This is a genomic window from Streptococcus sp. 27098_8_82, from assembly GCF_041431615.1.
Lineage (GTDB): Bacteria > Bacillota > Bacilli > Lactobacillales > Streptococcaceae > Streptococcus > Streptococcus sanguinis_K.
This window is the reverse complement of sequence record NZ_JAPVYB010000010.1, coordinates 38436-53926: the sequence shown is the minus strand read 5'-3', so window position 1 is coordinate 53926 and position 15491 is coordinate 38436. Positions and strand designations below refer to the sequence as shown.

The window sequence follows — 15491 nt, the reverse complement described above, 5'->3', positions numbered from 1 at the left end:
AAGGTCATTTCCCAGTCTTTGCTTCTTGCTTAAAAGGGAAGTTCCTCTTCTTCCAACACCAAATCTGCTAAATCAGCTCCGCTATTATTTTCACGCAGAGCGCGCTGGGCCCGACTTTCCAGCAGCTGGAAGCTATGACAGAGCACCTCTGTCACATAATGTGTCGCCCCCTCCTTTTCATAGCGACGAGTCCGTAGCTCACCATCCAGAGAAATCAAGCTGCCCTTACTTGCATAGCTGGCTAAAGTCTCAGCTAGACGACCCCAGACAACGACATTTACAAAATCCGCTTCACGCTCACCACTCTGAGATTTATAACGACGATTAACCGCGACCGTTGCGCGGGCCACAGATTTTTCATTCGCAGTCTTGTGCAGTTCAGGCGTAGCCGTCAGCCGGCCGATTACAATTACTTTATTATACATTTTATATCCTCCTAACTTATCATTCGTAAAAGGAGGCAAAAAGTGAAAAAAATGTGGTATAGTATAGATAAAAAGGAAAGTTGCAGCTTTTTGTCCCCTTCCTATTAGATTTGTATAATGGAGGCTCCGATGGCCATTAAACATTCCCCTGTGAAAAATCTTATTTTTATCCTGATTTCTCTGTGGTTCGGAGGTTTTTCTGCCTGGGCTGCCGTAGACTACCTAACTAGCTCCAACCCCTACAAAGACACTAGTTTCTTTGTCCTTAGTCTGCTGGTTGCTGCTTTCTTCTTACTGCTCCTTATCTTTGCTATTCGCAGGCTAACCATTCATGCGACTATCCTCTCCTTTGACCACGAAAATGTAACCTACTATTATAGCGGACTCTTATCAGCTGCCACCTACTGCATTCCTATGCAGCAGATTAGTCATGCTCGCTACAGCCGAGACAGTGAAGAATCCGAGATTAGTCTTTGGATGGAGGACGGTTTCCATGACTTTGCAGCCTTTAACCATCCCCACCACAAAATTTATGCCTATCCTGACAGCCAGCTCATCGGCATTGTTTTCAAGAGAAAGCGCCTCAAAGCATTGGAAGACCACAGCCTAAACAGCCTTATCTACCAATACAAATACAGCACTCCGAGCCAGATTCCCACAGCCACTCCTCAATCATCAACCGACTCGCAAAGTAATAGCGACTGTGTCTTCTTTTGAGACAGTGTTGTGATTGTTAAGACAAATCACTTTAGATTACGGAGGATATCTAATGAACTATATAGCTTTTGTTTACTCCATTCTCTTATTATTTTCAACCTATTTTGCTTATAAAAAGAAGATTGGCAGCTCCAAAATCTCATTAATCGTAAGTTTATTTTTATTTTTCCTAACCCTTCTGAATTTATTTTTCTTCAATTTTTTACTGAAAACTTTAATATCCATACTTTTAATTTTGATCTCAGTAAGTTTTTTCTATGACAGAAAAATGAGTAAGAAGCAAATTCATTATACTCATCATTGTGTTAGATTGATTTTTCATCTGTTAATCATTTATTTTCTCTAGCATTAGCATGAGATAGATTTATAACGCTAAATTTATTACTATAAAAAAAGAGCGAAACGACTACACAAATCGTTTCGCCCTATTTTATATTTCGGATGTTATTAGGATACCCCGCCCATTTCTGAGCTTTTTATGATGTTGAATCCTCTCCCTTATCCCTGCCAATGTTTGGCTGGATCAAAGGCGGTTCCAACTAGTTCACTATCGGCTAATTCAATGATGCCGCGTTTTTGAGGCGCATTAGGTAACTGAAGTTCCCGTGGGCTGCACATCATCCCAAAACTCTTTTCGCCTCGAAGTTCTCCCGGGAAAATCAAATTCCCTTTCGGCATCATAGCACCCGGCAGAGCCACAATCGTTTTGAGGCCGACTTTGGCATTAGGAGCACCGGCCACGATTTGAACGGTCTTATCAGCAGCTACCTGCACTTGGCAAATATTCAGGTGATCACTATCTGGATGAGCTACCATATCAACGATTTCTCCAACCACAAACTTCGGCTGGCTGTCATTGACCAAGTCCGCTGGGAATCCTTCCTTGCTTAGCTCCTGATTGAGAATGACCACTTGCTCATCTGTCAAAAAGACCTGTCCGCGCTCTGCAATTTCAAAAAGGTCTGACTGCTCAAAAATATTCCAAGCAACAGTCTGGCCATTGTCTTCGCGGTAAACACGCGCTACCCGTCCCTTGCGCTCAGCTGCCAGTTTAGCTCCTTGATTGTCCGCAGCAATAATCATCAACACGTCGCCGACATATTCTTTATTATAGGTAAAAATCATTTTACGCTCCCTTTTTCTCTTATACTAGCTAAAAATTCATTGATTTGGCTCTTGGTCTTGCGGTCACGATTGACCAGACGGCCAATCTCCTGTCCCTTTTCCAACACTACTAAGCTGGGAATCCCGTAAATGTCCCACTCTTTGGCCAGATCCAAATAGGCATCACGGTCCACTTGGATAAAGCGATAGTCAGGATTTTCCCCTTCTATCTCTGGCAAAAAAGGTTGGATAAATCGGCAATCTCCGCACCATTCAGCCGTGAAAAAGAAGACAGTCTTCTCCCCATCATTGACATAAGAAGCCAATCCCTCTAAATTTGTAGGGATAATCATGCTTCTTCCTCGTAGCTTAGCTGACCATTTTCATAGACAAAGGCAAAATGACGGTCATCCTCTAGGACCAGACCACCAACCAAGCGGTCATCTGTGGACTCGTATAGCTTGACATAAAGGCAGGAAATAGTACCCTGACTGGAAAAGAAATCTCGCACAAGCTCGACGATTTCCTCACGATTACGCAGTCGTTTCTGCTCCTGTACGACTTTGGCTGCCCCAAAAGCCAGCGCTCCAGCCCCCAAAAGGGCGGTTGTGGTTAAAATGATTTTTTTAGCTTTCATGTAGAATATTTTAACACAAAAGAGCAGAGGCGACAAACAATATTCCAGATTTTCCTGGGAGAAGCTGGATTCCTAAGCGGGCAGTCCTCTTGATTCAGGCAAGCTATAAGATTTTCCTACTCATTTACCGCAAAAAGTGATAAAATAGGGAGCAGAAAGAAGGTAAGTTTATGACAACATTATTTTCAAAAATCAAGGAAGTAACAGAGCTTTCTGCTATTTCAGGTCACGAGGCACCTGTTCGCAGCTACCTGCGGGAAAAAATCACTCCGCATGTCGATGAGGTCGTCACCGACGGTCTGGGCGGTATCTTTGGGGTTCGCCATGCAGAAGCTGAAAATGCTCCCCGTGTATTGGTAGCGGCCCACATGGACGAGGTTGGCTTCATGGTCAGCGAGATCAAAGCTGACGGAACCTTCCGCGTAGTGGAAATCGGCGGCTGGAACCCACTGGTCGTTAGCAGCCAACGCTTCAAACTCTTTACCCGTGAAGGTCGGGAAATCCCTCTTATCTCAGGCTCTGTCCCTCCTCATCTGACGCGCGGATCTGGCGGACCAGTTATGCCACAGATTGCAGATATTGTCTTTGACGGTGGCTTTGTGGATAAGGCGGAAGCTGAAAGCTACGGCATCCGTCCAGGAGACACGATCGTGCCAGACAGCTCTGCTATTCTAACAGCTAACGGTAAAAATATCATCTCCAAAGCCTGGGACAATCGCTACGGCGTCCTAATGGTCAGCGAATTGGCTCAAGCCTTGTCTGGTCAACCACTAGGCAGCCAACTCTATGTCGGCGCCAATGTTCAAGAAGAGGTTGGCCTGCGTGGAGCCCATGCTTCAACGACAAAATTTGCCCCTGAAGTCTTTCTGGCTGTGGATTGCTCCCCAGCGGGTGACATCTACGGTGGTCAAGGGGCCATCGGCGACGGAACGCTAATTCGCTTCTTTGACCCTGGTCATCTCATGCTGCCAGCTATGAAGGACTTCCTCTTGACAACTGCTGAGGAAGCAGGTATCAAGTATCAATACTACTGCGGTAAGGGCGGAACGGATGCTGGTGCTGCCCATCTCCAAAGCGGCGGCGTACCATCTACTACCATTGGTGTCTGCGCCCGCTACATCCATTCCCACCAAACTCTTTATGCCATGGACGATTTCCTGCAAGCCCAAGCCTTCCTGCAAGCTCTGGTCAAAAAGCTGGATCGCTCAACGGTGGACACGATTACCAACTATTAATTTCAAAAAGCAGCCCGTTCTTCATTCGGGCTGCTATCTCTTTTGTCTGATACTTTCCCTTTCAACTTTCCAATTTGAAGAAAATTTTGTTATAATGCTTAGCAGAGGTGAAAATATACATGAAAAAAATTGCTTTTGATTCTGACAAATACTTAAACCTGCAGCGCGACCATATCTTGGAGCGCATTAATCAATTTGAGGGCAAACTTTACATGGAATTCGGCGGTAAAATGCTGGAAGACTTCCATGCTGCCCGCGTCCTGCCAGGCTATGAGCCAGACAATAAAATCAGACTGCTCAAAGAGCTCAAAGACCAAGTAGAGATTGTCATTGCTATCAATGCCAACAACATTGAGCACTCTAAGGCGCGTGGGGATTTGGGTATTTCCTATGACCAGGAAGTGCTGCGACTAATTGATACCTTTAACGAGCTGGATATTTATGTAGGCTCAGTGGTCATCACCCAGTATTCCGGTCAGCCGGCGGCGGACCTCTTCCGCAGCCAGCTGGAAAAGAATGGCATCGCCTCCTACATCCACTACCCAATCAAGGGCTATCCGACCGATATGGACCATATCATCTCACCTGAAGGTATGGGGAAAAACGACTACATCCAAACTAGCCGTAATCTAGTCGTAGTGACCGCACCTGGTCCTGGTTCTGGTAAATTGGCCACTTGCTTGTCCAACATGTATCATGACCAAATCAATGGCATCAAATCAGGCTACGCCAAGTTTGAAACCTTCCCCGTTTGGAATCTGCCCCTGCACCATCCGGTCAATTTAGCATATGAGGCAGCGACGGCAGACCTCGACGATGTCAACATGATTGATCCATTCCACCTGCAAACCTATGGCAAGACTACAGTCAACTATAACCGTGATATTGAAATTTTCCCAGTCCTCAAACGTATGCTAGAGCGCATCCTTGGAAAATCACCCTATGCTTCTCCAACGGATATGGGTGTCAACATGGTCGGCTTTGCCATTGTAGATAATGATGCAGCTATCGAGGCATCTCAGCAGGAAATCATCCGTCGCTACTACCAGACGATTCTGGACTTCAAGGCGGAGCGCGTTTCTGAATCTGCTGTCAAGAAAATCGAACTCTTGATGAATGACCTAGGCATCACACCACTGGACCGTAAAGTAACAGTTGTTGCGCGCGATAAGGCTGAAAGCACTGGCGAGCCTGCTCTGGCCTTGGAATTACCAAACGGTGAAATCGTAACTGGTAAAACCTCTGAACTCTTTGGTCCTACAGCAGCTGTATTGATTAATGCTATTAAGAAATTAGCCGATATTGCCAAAGAGACCAAGCTGATTGAACCTGAGTATGTCAAGCCAATCCAAGGCCTGAAAATCAATCATCTGGGCAGCCGCAATCCTCGCCTCCACTCAAACGAAATCTTGATGGCTCTGGCAATCACAGCCATGGAAAATCAAGATGCGGCAAATGCTATGCAACAACTCGGCAATCTCAAGGGCAGCGAGGCCCACTCCACCGTCACTCTGACTGATGAAGACAAAAACGTCCTGCGCAAACTAGGCATCCATGTTACAATGGACCCCGTTTACCAGTATGATCGACTTTACAGAAAATAAAAACAAGCTCTGTTAAAAGCTTGTTGAGGAAGCTGGCTCTGCCAGCTTTTTTGTTAATAACGCTTAGATAGGAGAAAACGCAAGAGATAGTAAAGTCCCAAAACCAGAATAATGGTCACGGTCAGAAACTGATTGAGACTTAAGATGATTGGGAAAATCATGGACAGAACACTCAAGCACGCTGCCAGCAGCAAAAGGATATTAAAAAGCAAAGTACGAGTCTTTTCGTCAATCATGCGATTACGCTCATCAGTCACCTGAATGTAGAACTTCTCAAAATTTTCCTCCCGTCTTAGGGCAAGATTATAGCGAATAGTCATCAAAGAAAGCCCCAGCAGTATGCCGACCATGACTCCTTCCTGCTGATCATTCAGAGAATGAAAGTGGCTCCAGGCCAATCCTACCAAGATGATAAAGGTTAAGATACGTCCCACGATAACTTTCTTTTGAAGTTTTTTTCGAAATTCTTGTTTAGTTAATGTTTCCATGTCGGCCTCCTATTTTTCATACGCTTGAAAAATTTTCAAGATCAGCACAATCAAGATCATTCCCACAACAGGCAGGATTTCCTTAGGGATAAAATCGAACTGCAAATGAAGAAAGATCAAGACAAGGACTATTAAGAAACCTAGTCCCCATTTGAGCATATAAGTCCATTTCATGATTCATCCTCCTCAAAGAGAAACACTTCTTCAATCCTTAAATTGAAAAAGGATGCAATTTTATGAGCCAAAAGGAGCGAAGCATTGTAGCGGCCCTTTTCCAAAGAAATAATTGTTTGTCTCGTGACCTCTAGCTTCTCAGCCAGTTCTTCCTGGCTGAGCTTTTTTCTTTTTCGTAATTCTTGAATTCGATTTTCCAAGGCTGCCTCCTTTTGCTATGTAAAACAAACTTTATTTTTCAAACATAGTATAGTTTCCTTTACATATTTTGTCAAGAATAAAGCGGCAAAAAAGGACTGAAACTTTAAATATTTCAGTCCTTTTAGTATCTTTATTAACTTCCTTTGTTATTTGCTTTCCAAAGCTACAGTCAACTCGACACAGGCTCCTCCTTGGTCTGGATTGAGCAGGGTCAGATGACCACCGTGCAAGAGAGCTACCTGCTTAGAAAAGGCTAAGCCGATACCATGATGGGGATTAGCTGAATTGCGGCTTTGGTCACTCTGATAAAAGAGCTGTTCCGCTCCCAGCAGCATCTCCTCTGAAAATGCAGGGCCGTTGTTCCAGATAGCAAAAACCAACTGGTCCTGCTGCACTGATACCGTCAGCTTCACTTCCTTTTGGTCCTGATTAGCATGTTCAAGCGCATTCAGTAAAATATTGAGCAAAGCTCGCTTGAGATAGTCCAAATGAATTGACAAAATCAGACTAAGCTCACAATCTTCTTGGAGGTAGAAACGATAGCTTTCCTGTTTGCTGAACAGTGCCCAATCGTCCTGGAGATAAGCCAAAAAGTCCCCTAAGGAAAGCTGACTGAACTGATTAGAATCAATCTGAAAGGTCTTAGCGTAATCAATCAAAGAGCCACAATACTCTTCCATCTTGTGACTAGCCTGCAAAATCTCAGTAGCATAGTCTGCCTGTGGCTGGCCCAACTGCGCCAACTCCAAGAGCTCAGCATTCCCCTTAATCACAGTTAGGGGCGTCTTCAAATCGTGCGATGTCGCTGATAGCTGTAAAATCAACTCCTGATTATGCTGCTGCTCTCTTTCTAGAAGACGAGCATTTTCTTGGTGGCTGCTCCGTAAATCGCTGTAGACTTCTAGCATTTCCTCAATCCGAAAAAGCTGACTTTGATTTTCTTCTAAAAGCTTCTCGCTCTTTAGCATTTTTATTTCCCTGTCGATTTTTCGGAGCAATTTCAAAATATGATAAAAAGTAATCAGCAGCAAGCTCCCTGCCCAAAAGAACAAGGTGAAAAGAACGTGATTACTTCCTTGCGTAAATTCATAGCCTATAAGCACAAAAATCAAAACATGGAAAAAGACGATTTTTAAACTGGTTGTCCAGACTAGGCCTTTGAAATTTCGGGTTCTAATTGCCATCTATAGCCTACTCCTCTCACTGTTGCGATTGCTTGCAGCCCTTCTTGTTTGCATTTTTGGCGAATCTGATATACGTATTCTGAGATGGAGCGAAGCTGTGTTTCTGAGCTTTCTGGGTAAAGCAAGGTATGCAGGCGTTCAGCTGAAAAGGTCTGCTTGGGATTGCTAGCTAGTAAATGCAGCAACTTAAACTCTCGCTCTGAAAATTTCAAGACTTTACCAAAACAGGCAACTTCATAGCGCTCTGGATAAAATTGACAAGAAGCAATTTCAGAATATCGCTCCTCCCGTCTTTCCTCCCGCCGAAAATGAGCCCTGACACGCGCCAGCAATTCTTTGGTCCCAAAAGGCTTGACAATATAGTCATCTGCTCCACGAAAGAGCCCTTCCACTTTGTCCGCCTCCAACTCCTTGGCCGTCAGAAAGATGATTGGACACGAAAGATGAGGACGAATATAGGAACACAGCTCAAAACCATTAACAGGCTCCATCATCACATCCAGTAGAATCAAGTCATATCCGACAAAATTCGTCAGCTCTAGCTCTTCTATCCGATCAAGCGTCGTCACATCATAAGCGTCGAGCTCTAGGACATTTTTCACTAGCTTCAAAATGCTCCGGTCGTCATCAACCACCAAAATACGATACTGTCTCATAATTTCCATTATAGCATACCTCTAGCGAACATCTCGTTTCAAGGTTAAGAATATAGCAGAGCTCCAAACCAAAGCTAGCCAGAACAGCTGTATCCCCAGACCTGATAAATCTATTGAATGCTGAAGCCCTTCATACTCAAAAAGATTTAGCGTAGCCAGGTCGGGCAGGTATTTTGCTTCCTTGATGAACGTTGCCAATAAACGGCTGAGACCAATCAAGAGAGGAAAGAGCACCGACACCGGCACAACCCAAGATTGAAAGAGCAAAGCGAGGCCGGCAGTTAAAAAAGCCAGAAAAAGATTGCTGAGAAGACCAAAAAAGCTGTAATAAAGGAATTTCCCCAGTAAGGACCAGCTAAAGTCTAGGTCAAAACGAGCCAGCATAACAAAGAAACAGCTACTTATAATGACACTATAGAGAACCAAGAGCAGCAAGAACAGAAAAAGGAATTTCCCAGCCAACCAAGCCTTTCTATTTGATACAGTTAGAAAATTCGTTCGCATCCCAGACTTGACAAACTCTTGGGCAAAATAGAGCGAAGTAAAGATGACGATGACAGGCTGCGCCAGATAGAGGGCATGCAAAGCCTCGCTCAGAGCCTTCGTCTGGCCAACTGCTGTCTGACTGTAGTCAAGATTCATCAGAAAAAATGGAACGATTACCAGAGCCACCAAGGCTGCACCAAGAGCGAGATAGTAAGAACGAAACTTAATCCATTCACTTTTAAGCAGAGCTTTTATCATCAGTATCGCCCTCCTAAATCCGTCTTCAAAAAGCGCAGAGAGGTCATACCGCCAATGACTAGTAACCATGCACCAAGTATCAACAGTCCTTGCAAGGGATTGTTGGCATATTGGGAAGTTGGCGTTGCAGCAAACAACTCTCCTGCTGGCTGTGGCAAATAAGCCCCCCAACTCGTGTGAGCAGCTAGGTAGTTTCCTAAATTATAGATTTGGGGCACGAGAAAAAGAAGAGGAACCAGCATGGTCCGAGCCAATAAACCTAACAAAAATGAAAGGATTCCTAATAAGGTTAGAGATAAGGTTTTCCACAAAATCAGACTCCAAGCTGCCTGATTGAGCAGAATCGGATCAAGCCCTTCCTTTCCTAAAGCTAGGTGCATGACCATATAACTACAGTAGATTGATAAAAAGCTAGTGGCAAGAGAAAAGCAAGCAAAGGTCATGAGTTTCCCCACAAGCAACTTCAGGCGGTTATTACAGGTCAAGAGACTGGTTCTCAAGCTATGAGACTGAAATTCCATAGCTCCCAAAATTCCAGCTAAGATGACCAAAACCATGCCTGCCATAGAAGCCCCATTGAGGCCTAGATATTCCAGCGGGTCAATGGCTTCTGCCAGACCGGGAACCGTCTCAGGCGTGGCATCCAAGCCGACAGATAAATACTGTCGACCCTCCAGCCAAGATACGGCAGGCACCAATAGCAGCATGAAGGCCATACTCACTTTGAAAGCCTTGGTTGAGCTAATTTTCAACCATTCTGAATGCAGTAAGGACATCATTTCTTTCATCTTAAACCTCCTCTGTCAAATCAAAGAAGAGTTCTTCTAGACTGTCTGAATCTTGCAGCACCTCTTCCAATTGTCCCTGCTCAATAATTCGCCCATGATGAATCAAGACTACATCATCTGTCACCATTTGCACCTCTGATAGGATATGAGAAGATAGAAGTACCGTTTTCCCTAAATCAGCCTGCTGACGGATGAACTTTCTAAACCACTTGATCCCACTTGGATCCAGTCCATTGGTCGGCTCATCTAATATAAGAAACTGAGGATCACCCAGCAAAGCTGCTGCCAAACCCAAGCGCTGACCTTCCCCCAGAGACAGGCTTGACAAGAGATCCTTTCTCTTATGAGCGATTCCAGTCATCTCCAAAACCTCATCGATCCGAGACTTGGGAATAGCATTACTCGCCGCAATAATTCTCAAGTGGTCATAGACCTTTCGATTTGGCAGACCGCCAATGCCGTCAAAGGCTGCACCTACCGTTCTGAGCGGATAGGTCATTGACTGATAGGTTTGCCCATCAAAAGTCGCAGTCCCAGACGTCGCCCGATCCAATCCCAAGAGAATCCTCAAGGTCGAACTTTTACCAGCACCATTCGGGCCTAGAAAAGCTGTAATCCGACCGCTTCTAGCTGTAAAAGAAATATCTTCTAAAATCTGCTTGCTGCCATGCTTTTTGCAGACTCCTTCTATTTTCACTATATGTTCCATACTGAACTCCTTTTGATTTTTCTTCAGTATATAGGGGCAAGTTCAGAGAAAGTTCAGACAATGAAAAAACTTGCCTTACGACAAGTTTCTTTTCTCATTTTTCAACCGCATCCCAGAGCTGGCGGGTGCTTTTTTTCTGCACGGGATCGACAAAGTGTGGGGCGATTTCCACCAGAGATTGCAAGACAAAAGCCCTCTCAGCCACATAAGGATGAGGAACAATCAAATCTGGACTGTATATCTCTTCTTGTCCTATGTAAAGGATATCCAGATCAATCACGCGCGGTCCCCATTTGATCTCTCGCACGCGCCCTAAATCCGCTTCGATAGCCAAGAGCGTCTGCATTAATTCCTCAGGATTGAGCCAAGTCTCAATTTCAACAACTTGATTGAGAAACGGATCCTGCTCAACCCCACCCCAAGGCTCCGTCTGGATACGGCTTGATGCCTGCAAAATTCTTATATTTTGCTCTGCCATCTTTTCCAGAGCTGCATCCAGATTGGCAGCTGGGCTGCCTTGATTGCTCCCCAGAGCGATAAATGCTTTCCGCTTTTGACGCACTAGCTTGACTGAGCAGGTCTCTAAAGGCAGCGGAACCGGTGCCCAAGGCTTCTTGACCTCAAAGCTGACCTTTTGCACCAAAGGATGAGTCAGAAAAATCCGATTAATCAGCTTATAAGCCAGCGTCTCAATCAAGTCTTCCTTGCTTTCCTGACACCAGTGGGTCAAATCCTGAGCCAATTCTCCATAGTGGATAGAAGCTGTCAGGTCACCTGTTTTGGCAGCCCAAGTCATATCATAGTCCAAAATAAGATCCAGCACAAAACGCTGGCCCAATTCCTTCTCCGCTCCAAACAGACCGTGATAGGCATACACTTCCAAATCCTTAATGCGTAGCTGATCCATTTTCTTATCCTTTCTGATTCAAGTTTCTGCATTTCATTCTTGATAAAACTATCTAGCCTTTCCTGACATGCTTCACCACTGATATGATCAGTGTCCCATCAGTTTGTAAGCTTCATTTTTTAGGTCCTTGTCCGTCGCTAAAATGCCACGCGCCGCTGTAGTAACCGTTGCAGTGCCAGGCTTTCTGACTCCGCGCATATTCATACACATATGCTCAGCTTCCACCCAGACTAAGGCCCCTTGAGCACCCAGATAGTCCATCAAGGCCTCAGCAATCTCTACGGTCAATCGCTCTTGAATCTGCGGTTTCTTGGCATAGACCTCTACCGTCCGGGCCAGCTTGGACAGGCCTGCTACCCGACCATTAGGCACATAGGCGATGTGAACTTTTCCGTAAAATGGCAGGAAGTGGTGCTCACACATGGAATGAAAGAAAATATCCTTCTCCACTACCATATTATTGTCAATGATTTCAAAAGACTTGGCCAGATGCTCCTCAGCAGTCTCACCCAGCCCAGCAAAGATTTCCTGGTACATTTTAGCAATGCGCTGTGGCGTCTCCTGCAAGCCTTCGCGGCTTCCGTCTTCTCCAACCGCCTCAATAATCTGGGCAACAGCTGCTTCAATTTTCTTCGTGTCCATATATGCTCCTATGTTCATTTTTATTTTTTGATAATTGACTTGACTGAGAAGGACGCTCAGCAAAGTCTAACTCGCGATTCTCAAGGATTGATTTTCTAACCTGAGCCAGAAAATAAAGAGAACCCGTAATCAGCAAAAGCTCATCTGACTCATGCTCTACTGCTAAATAATCTGCTAAATAATCCGGCCATTCTTTGTAAGACAGGCCTTGCTGCTCAGCCAAGGCTTGCATGCTCTCTTTAGAAAAACTCCGCGGATCAGCAAAGGCTGTCAAGCTTATAGCTGCTTTGGGAATCTTTTGCAGCAGCTCCACCATATCATCCAAGGCCTTGGTTTGGATACAAGCAAATAAAATGTGCTTCTTATAAGTCGGATAATGCTGGTCCAGTGTCGCAGCTAGCAACCGCAGGGCATGGGGATTATGGGCTCCATCCAGAAAGATAAGCGGCTGATCCGATATCCTTTCCAAACGCCCAGGCCACTCGGCAGCAAGCAAAGCCCTCTCAACCTCTTCTTTTGTCAATAAGGGCAGCGACTGCAGCTGGCAGTATAGGTCACACAAGTGCAGAGCTAGTCCAGCATTGTCCGCCTGATGCAGTCCCAACAGAGCTGTTTGATACGAGTCTTTGGCCCGATAGGCATTCGAAAAGGAAAAGCACTCCCCCTCCTCTGACTCTTGAGGTTCCACTTGATAAGCTTGAGACCAAGAAAAGAGCGGAGCATCTTTTTCAGCAGCCTTTTGCTCGACTACTGCCTGAGCCTCTGGCTCCAACCTACCGGTCACAATGGGAACTCCATGCTTGATAATGCCAGCTTTCTGCTGGGCAATAGCCTCTAGACTGTCGCCCAGCAAGGCCACATGATCCAGATCGACTGTTGTGATTGCAGTCAGCAAGGGCTGACAGACATTGGTACTGTCCAAAAGCCCACCCATGCCGACCTCGATAATAGCCACATCCACCTGCTGCTGGGCAAAATAATCATAAGCCAGAGCAGTTACAATCTCAAACTCAGTCACACCCTGCAAACTAGAGTCTGTCGCATGCTGGGCCAAAAGCTCTTGGTAAAGAGACAACAATCGCTGAAGGTCTTGGTCGGAAATCGCATTGCCATTAATGGCAATCTGCTCATTGTAGCTGACTAGGTAGGGAGAGGTGAAGGTGCCAACCCGCAGGTCTCGCACCTCCAAAAGTTGGCGCAGATGGGCAATGGTTGAACCCTTGCCATTAGTCCCCGCAATATGAATGACTGGCAGCCGCAAATGCGGATTCCCCCGCAGCTCCAGCAAACGCTCCATCCGCTCCAAGCCAAAATTGGGACTGGCTGTCCGATAGGCTTCCAGCCAGCTTAAATCAGGTAATTCTTGTTTTTTCATCTTACTTATACTGACCTAGATTGAGATCTTCTGTCTGCTGTGCTAGACGAATCGCATCGCCAACGGCAGCAGCCATCCGGTGCTTAGCCACTTCGTGCACTCTGACAACTTCAACACCTCTGCTGGCCGCAAGGCTAGTCAGATGGGCTGAAGCTGTATCTCGGTTTTCAAAGCCTTCCTGAGTCTCAGGATTGACCTCAAAGTCGTTTTCTTCTAAGATACTAACGAGAAACCGCTTACGAGAAACCCCAAGAAAAATAGGGAAACCAGCCTGATGGAGACTACCCAGCTCCTGCAAAATGAGAAGATTCTCCCGCTTGGTCAAACCGAAACCAATCCCTGGATCCAGCATGATATTATCACGCGAAAGGCCAGCGTTTTCGGCCACTTTCAAAGATTTCTCAAAACACTTCCACATCAGTTCTGCAATCGGCAAGTCTGCAAAAAGAGACAATTCTTCCTTGCTAAAAGCAGGGGCAAAGCCAAATTCTGGGAAAATCCTTGAGCTGGCATGTTGAGGACGAGCCATCACTGGATTAAACATGACAATAACCGGCGCACCATATTTCGCAGCTGTCTCTGCCATCTTTTCATCACCCAAAAGACCAGTAATATCATTGATGATATCTGCACCCGCAGCCAAAGCCGCTGCAGCCACTTCCGACTTCCAAGTGTCCACAGAAATCAGAATATCACTCTCCCGACGAATAGCTTCAATGACTGGCACGACTCGCTCTATCTCTTCTTGAATAGCCACAAAATGACTGCCTGGCCGAGTAGACTCACCACCAATATCCAGCATGTGAGCTCCCTCAGCAATCAGCTTTCTAGCCTGAGCCAATGCCGTCTCAACCGTGTTGTAGCGCCCACCATCTGAAAAGGAATCCGGCGTCGCATTGATAATGCCACAGAGGCCCGTTCGGCCATCTGGAGCAATTTCTTTTAGATTCACCATTTGACTTTCATCTCATTTCTATCGACTGCCCTGCTCTTCAACAAAAAAGGCACACTCATCTAGTGTACCGCAAAGCTCTCAGCAGATGCAGCATCCAGTCCTATGAACTGCACTCGACTTCACAAGAAAACCTTATCTAGTCCCTTGTTTCATTTACCATTTTACCATAATTCTTCTATTTGACAAAACACTTTCTAAAAGCAAAAGGGTAAAAGGCTGAGAATAATCATATTTCGGAGAATATGGGCCAGCATAGACAGCTCCAAACGCTGAAAATAAGACCTGAGGAGATGGGCAAAGACTAGTCCCAAAAGCAGATAGGAAAGAAAACACAGAGTTTCCTGAGGATTTTTCGCAAGGGAAAAGCAGAGCAAACCTAGTGCAATCCCCCAGCTCTTCCGATAGCGAAGAGAGACGTCACTGTCAATAAATTTCGGTGCTGCAGGGGATAAAACAGCGATGTCAATCCCCAGAAGCAAAAGAGAAGATGACAGAAAACTCTCCGTCAGCATCTGCTCCACCGCCTGTCCTGACTGCGCCTCCTTGCCACACAGCAGAAGAACCCCCGCAGCATTGACCAAAATCATCAAAAAATACAAGAAAAGCAAGTGTCGATAGTTGCTTGACTGACGCAGAGAACCTTTGATTTCCTGCAGCTCTCTGGAAAAATAAAAGGCACAACAAAAAAGCAATCCCAGCAAGCCCACCATAAACAGCAGATTAGCATGACTAAAGACCAAGCGATGAGGCATTGGATGAAGCATGAGCAGCAATCCCGTCTGAGTCAACATAGCCAGTAATAACAATTGAATAATTTTCTCTAATTTCAGCATATTCTCTCCATTCTTCTCTTATCATTATAGAAGAAGTAAGAGCAAGCTGGGAGAAATCCCCTCAAATGTCCTAATTTGTGCCTCAAATGACAAAAAAAGCAGATATTCTCTGC

The 15491-nt window shown here is 45.4% G+C and carries 20 protein-coding genes; 3 read left to right on the top strand and 17 right to left on the bottom strand.

All coding sequences use genetic code 11. The annotated features are described in order from the left end of the window. Window positions 1-29: 29 nt before the first annotated feature. Entirely contained in the window at window positions 30-425 is a 396-nt protein-coding gene (locus tag O3627_RS11125; protein ID WP_002896737.1) for a single-stranded DNA-binding protein, read from the bottom strand. A gap of 129 nt (window positions 426-554) precedes the next feature. Here O3627_RS11125 and O3627_RS11120 point away from each other — a divergent pair, with 129 nt between their 5' ends. Beyond that, window positions 555-1142 carry a hypothetical protein gene (locus O3627_RS11120; RefSeq protein ID WP_002911087.1) on the top strand — a complete coding sequence of 196 codons (588 nt, stop codon included), beginning with the start codon at window positions 555-557 and terminating at the stop codon, window positions 1140-1142. A 498-nt stretch (window positions 1143-1640) separates the two neighbouring features. Here O3627_RS11120 and ytpR read toward each other — a convergent pair whose 3' ends face one another. Genes ytpR through O3627_RS11105 form a run of 3 tightly spaced genes read right to left on the bottom strand, consistent with a single transcriptional unit; the run spans window position 1641 to window position 2883 of the window. Continuing rightward, a complete protein-coding gene (gene ytpR, locus O3627_RS11115; RefSeq protein WP_002903477.1) occupies window positions 1641-2267 on the bottom strand; it encodes a YtpR family tRNA-binding protein in 627 nt (208 codons plus the stop codon). Then, on the bottom strand, window positions 2264-2599 hold the full coding sequence (locus O3627_RS11110) for a thioredoxin family protein (RefSeq protein ID WP_002903478.1): 336 nt from the start codon (window positions 2597-2599) through the stop codon (window positions 2264-2266). Before O3627_RS11110 ends, ytpR begins: the two co-directional genes overlap by 4 nt. Continuing rightward, window positions 2596-2883, bottom strand: coding sequence for a DUF4651 domain-containing protein (locus tag O3627_RS11105; protein WP_002903480.1), 288 nt, complete (start codon window positions 2881-2883; stop codon window positions 2596-2598). Before O3627_RS11105 ends, O3627_RS11110 begins: the two co-directional genes overlap by 4 nt. A 170-nt stretch (window positions 2884-3053) precedes the next feature. Here O3627_RS11105 and pepA point away from each other — a divergent pair, with 170 nt between their 5' ends. Beyond that, on the top strand, window positions 3054-4118 hold the full coding sequence (gene pepA / locus O3627_RS11100) for a glutamyl aminopeptidase (protein WP_111676713.1): 1065 nt from the start codon (window positions 3054-3056) through the stop codon (window positions 4116-4118). A gap of 119 nt (window positions 4119-4237) precedes the next feature. Beyond that, a complete protein-coding gene (locus tag O3627_RS11095) occupies window positions 4238-5722 on the top strand; it encodes a DUF1846 domain-containing protein (protein WP_125382156.1) in 1485 nt (494 codons plus the stop codon). Between the two features lie 53 nt (window positions 5723-5775). Here the strand turns inward: O3627_RS11095 and O3627_RS11090 are convergent, their stop codons facing one another. The 13 genes from O3627_RS11090 to O3627_RS11030 form a co-directional block, all read right to left on the bottom strand. After that, a complete protein-coding gene (locus O3627_RS11090; protein WP_125382157.1) occupies window positions 5776-6210 on the bottom strand; it encodes a hypothetical protein in 435 nt (144 codons plus the stop codon). Between the two features lie 9 nt (window positions 6211-6219). After that, window positions 6220-6384 carry a hypothetical protein gene (locus O3627_RS11085; protein ID WP_185756102.1) on the bottom strand — a complete coding sequence of 55 codons (165 nt, stop codon included), beginning with the start codon at window positions 6382-6384 and terminating at the stop codon, window positions 6220-6222. Beyond that, window positions 6381-6584: a helix-turn-helix transcriptional regulator gene (locus tag O3627_RS11080; RefSeq protein ID WP_002896748.1), complete on the bottom strand. Its 204-nt coding sequence runs from the start codon at window positions 6582-6584 to the stop codon at window positions 6381-6383. The genes O3627_RS11085 and O3627_RS11080 overlap by 4 nt, the downstream gene beginning before the upstream one ends. Before the next feature lie 147 nt (window positions 6585-6731). Then, window positions 6732-7769 carry a HAMP domain-containing sensor histidine kinase gene (locus O3627_RS11075; RefSeq protein ID WP_125382159.1) on the bottom strand — a complete coding sequence of 346 codons (1038 nt, stop codon included), beginning with the start codon at window positions 7767-7769 and terminating at the stop codon, window positions 6732-6734. After that, window positions 7736-8434 (bottom strand): response regulator transcription factor, encoded by a 699-nt coding sequence (locus O3627_RS11070; RefSeq protein WP_125382160.1) that lies wholly within the window; start codon window positions 8432-8434, stop codon window positions 7736-7738. The genes O3627_RS11075 and O3627_RS11070 overlap by 34 nt, the downstream gene beginning before the upstream one ends. Window positions 8435-8446: 12 nt before the next feature. Further along, window positions 8447-9169, bottom strand: coding sequence for a lantibiotic ABC transporter permease (locus tag O3627_RS11065; RefSeq protein WP_125382162.1), 723 nt, complete (start codon window positions 9167-9169; stop codon window positions 8447-8449). Then, window positions 9169-9957 carry a lantibiotic ABC transporter permease gene (locus O3627_RS11060; RefSeq protein ID WP_125382163.1) on the bottom strand — a complete coding sequence of 263 codons (789 nt, stop codon included), beginning with the start codon at window positions 9955-9957 and terminating at the stop codon, window positions 9169-9171. Before O3627_RS11060 ends, O3627_RS11065 begins: the two co-directional genes overlap by 1 nt. A 1-nt stretch (window position 9958) precedes the next feature. After that, the gene (locus O3627_RS11055) at window positions 9959-10666 is read right to left on the bottom strand and encodes an ABC transporter ATP-binding protein (protein WP_125382165.1); all 708 of its coding nucleotides are present in this window, start codon (window positions 10664-10666) and stop codon (window positions 9959-9961) included. Between the two features lie 94 nt (window positions 10667-10760). Next, the gene (gene folK, locus O3627_RS11050) at window positions 10761-11573 is read right to left on the bottom strand and encodes a 2-amino-4-hydroxy-6-hydroxymethyldihydropteridine diphosphokinase (RefSeq protein ID WP_371621434.1); all 813 of its coding nucleotides are present in this window, start codon (window positions 11571-11573) and stop codon (window positions 10761-10763) included. A gap of 87 nt (window positions 11574-11660) precedes the next feature. Continuing rightward, window positions 11661-12215 (bottom strand): GTP cyclohydrolase I FolE, encoded by a 555-nt coding sequence (gene folE / locus O3627_RS11045; protein ID WP_002903492.1) that lies wholly within the window; start codon window positions 12213-12215, stop codon window positions 11661-11663. After that, the gene (locus tag O3627_RS11040; protein WP_371621433.1) at window positions 12196-13590 is read right to left on the bottom strand and encodes a folylpolyglutamate synthase/dihydrofolate synthase family protein; all 1395 of its coding nucleotides are present in this window, start codon (window positions 13588-13590) and stop codon (window positions 12196-12198) included. Before O3627_RS11040 ends, folE begins: the two co-directional genes overlap by 20 nt. A 1-nt stretch (window position 13591) precedes the next feature. Further along, entirely contained in the window at window positions 13592-14545 is a 954-nt protein-coding gene (gene folP, locus O3627_RS11035; RefSeq protein ID WP_371621432.1) for a dihydropteroate synthase, read from the bottom strand. 194 nt (window positions 14546-14739) lie between these two features. After that, window positions 14740-15378 (bottom strand): type II CAAX prenyl endopeptidase Rce1 family protein, encoded by a 639-nt coding sequence (locus O3627_RS11030; RefSeq protein ID WP_343092247.1) that lies wholly within the window; start codon window positions 15376-15378, stop codon window positions 14740-14742. Window positions 15379-15491 lie beyond the last annotated feature (113 nt).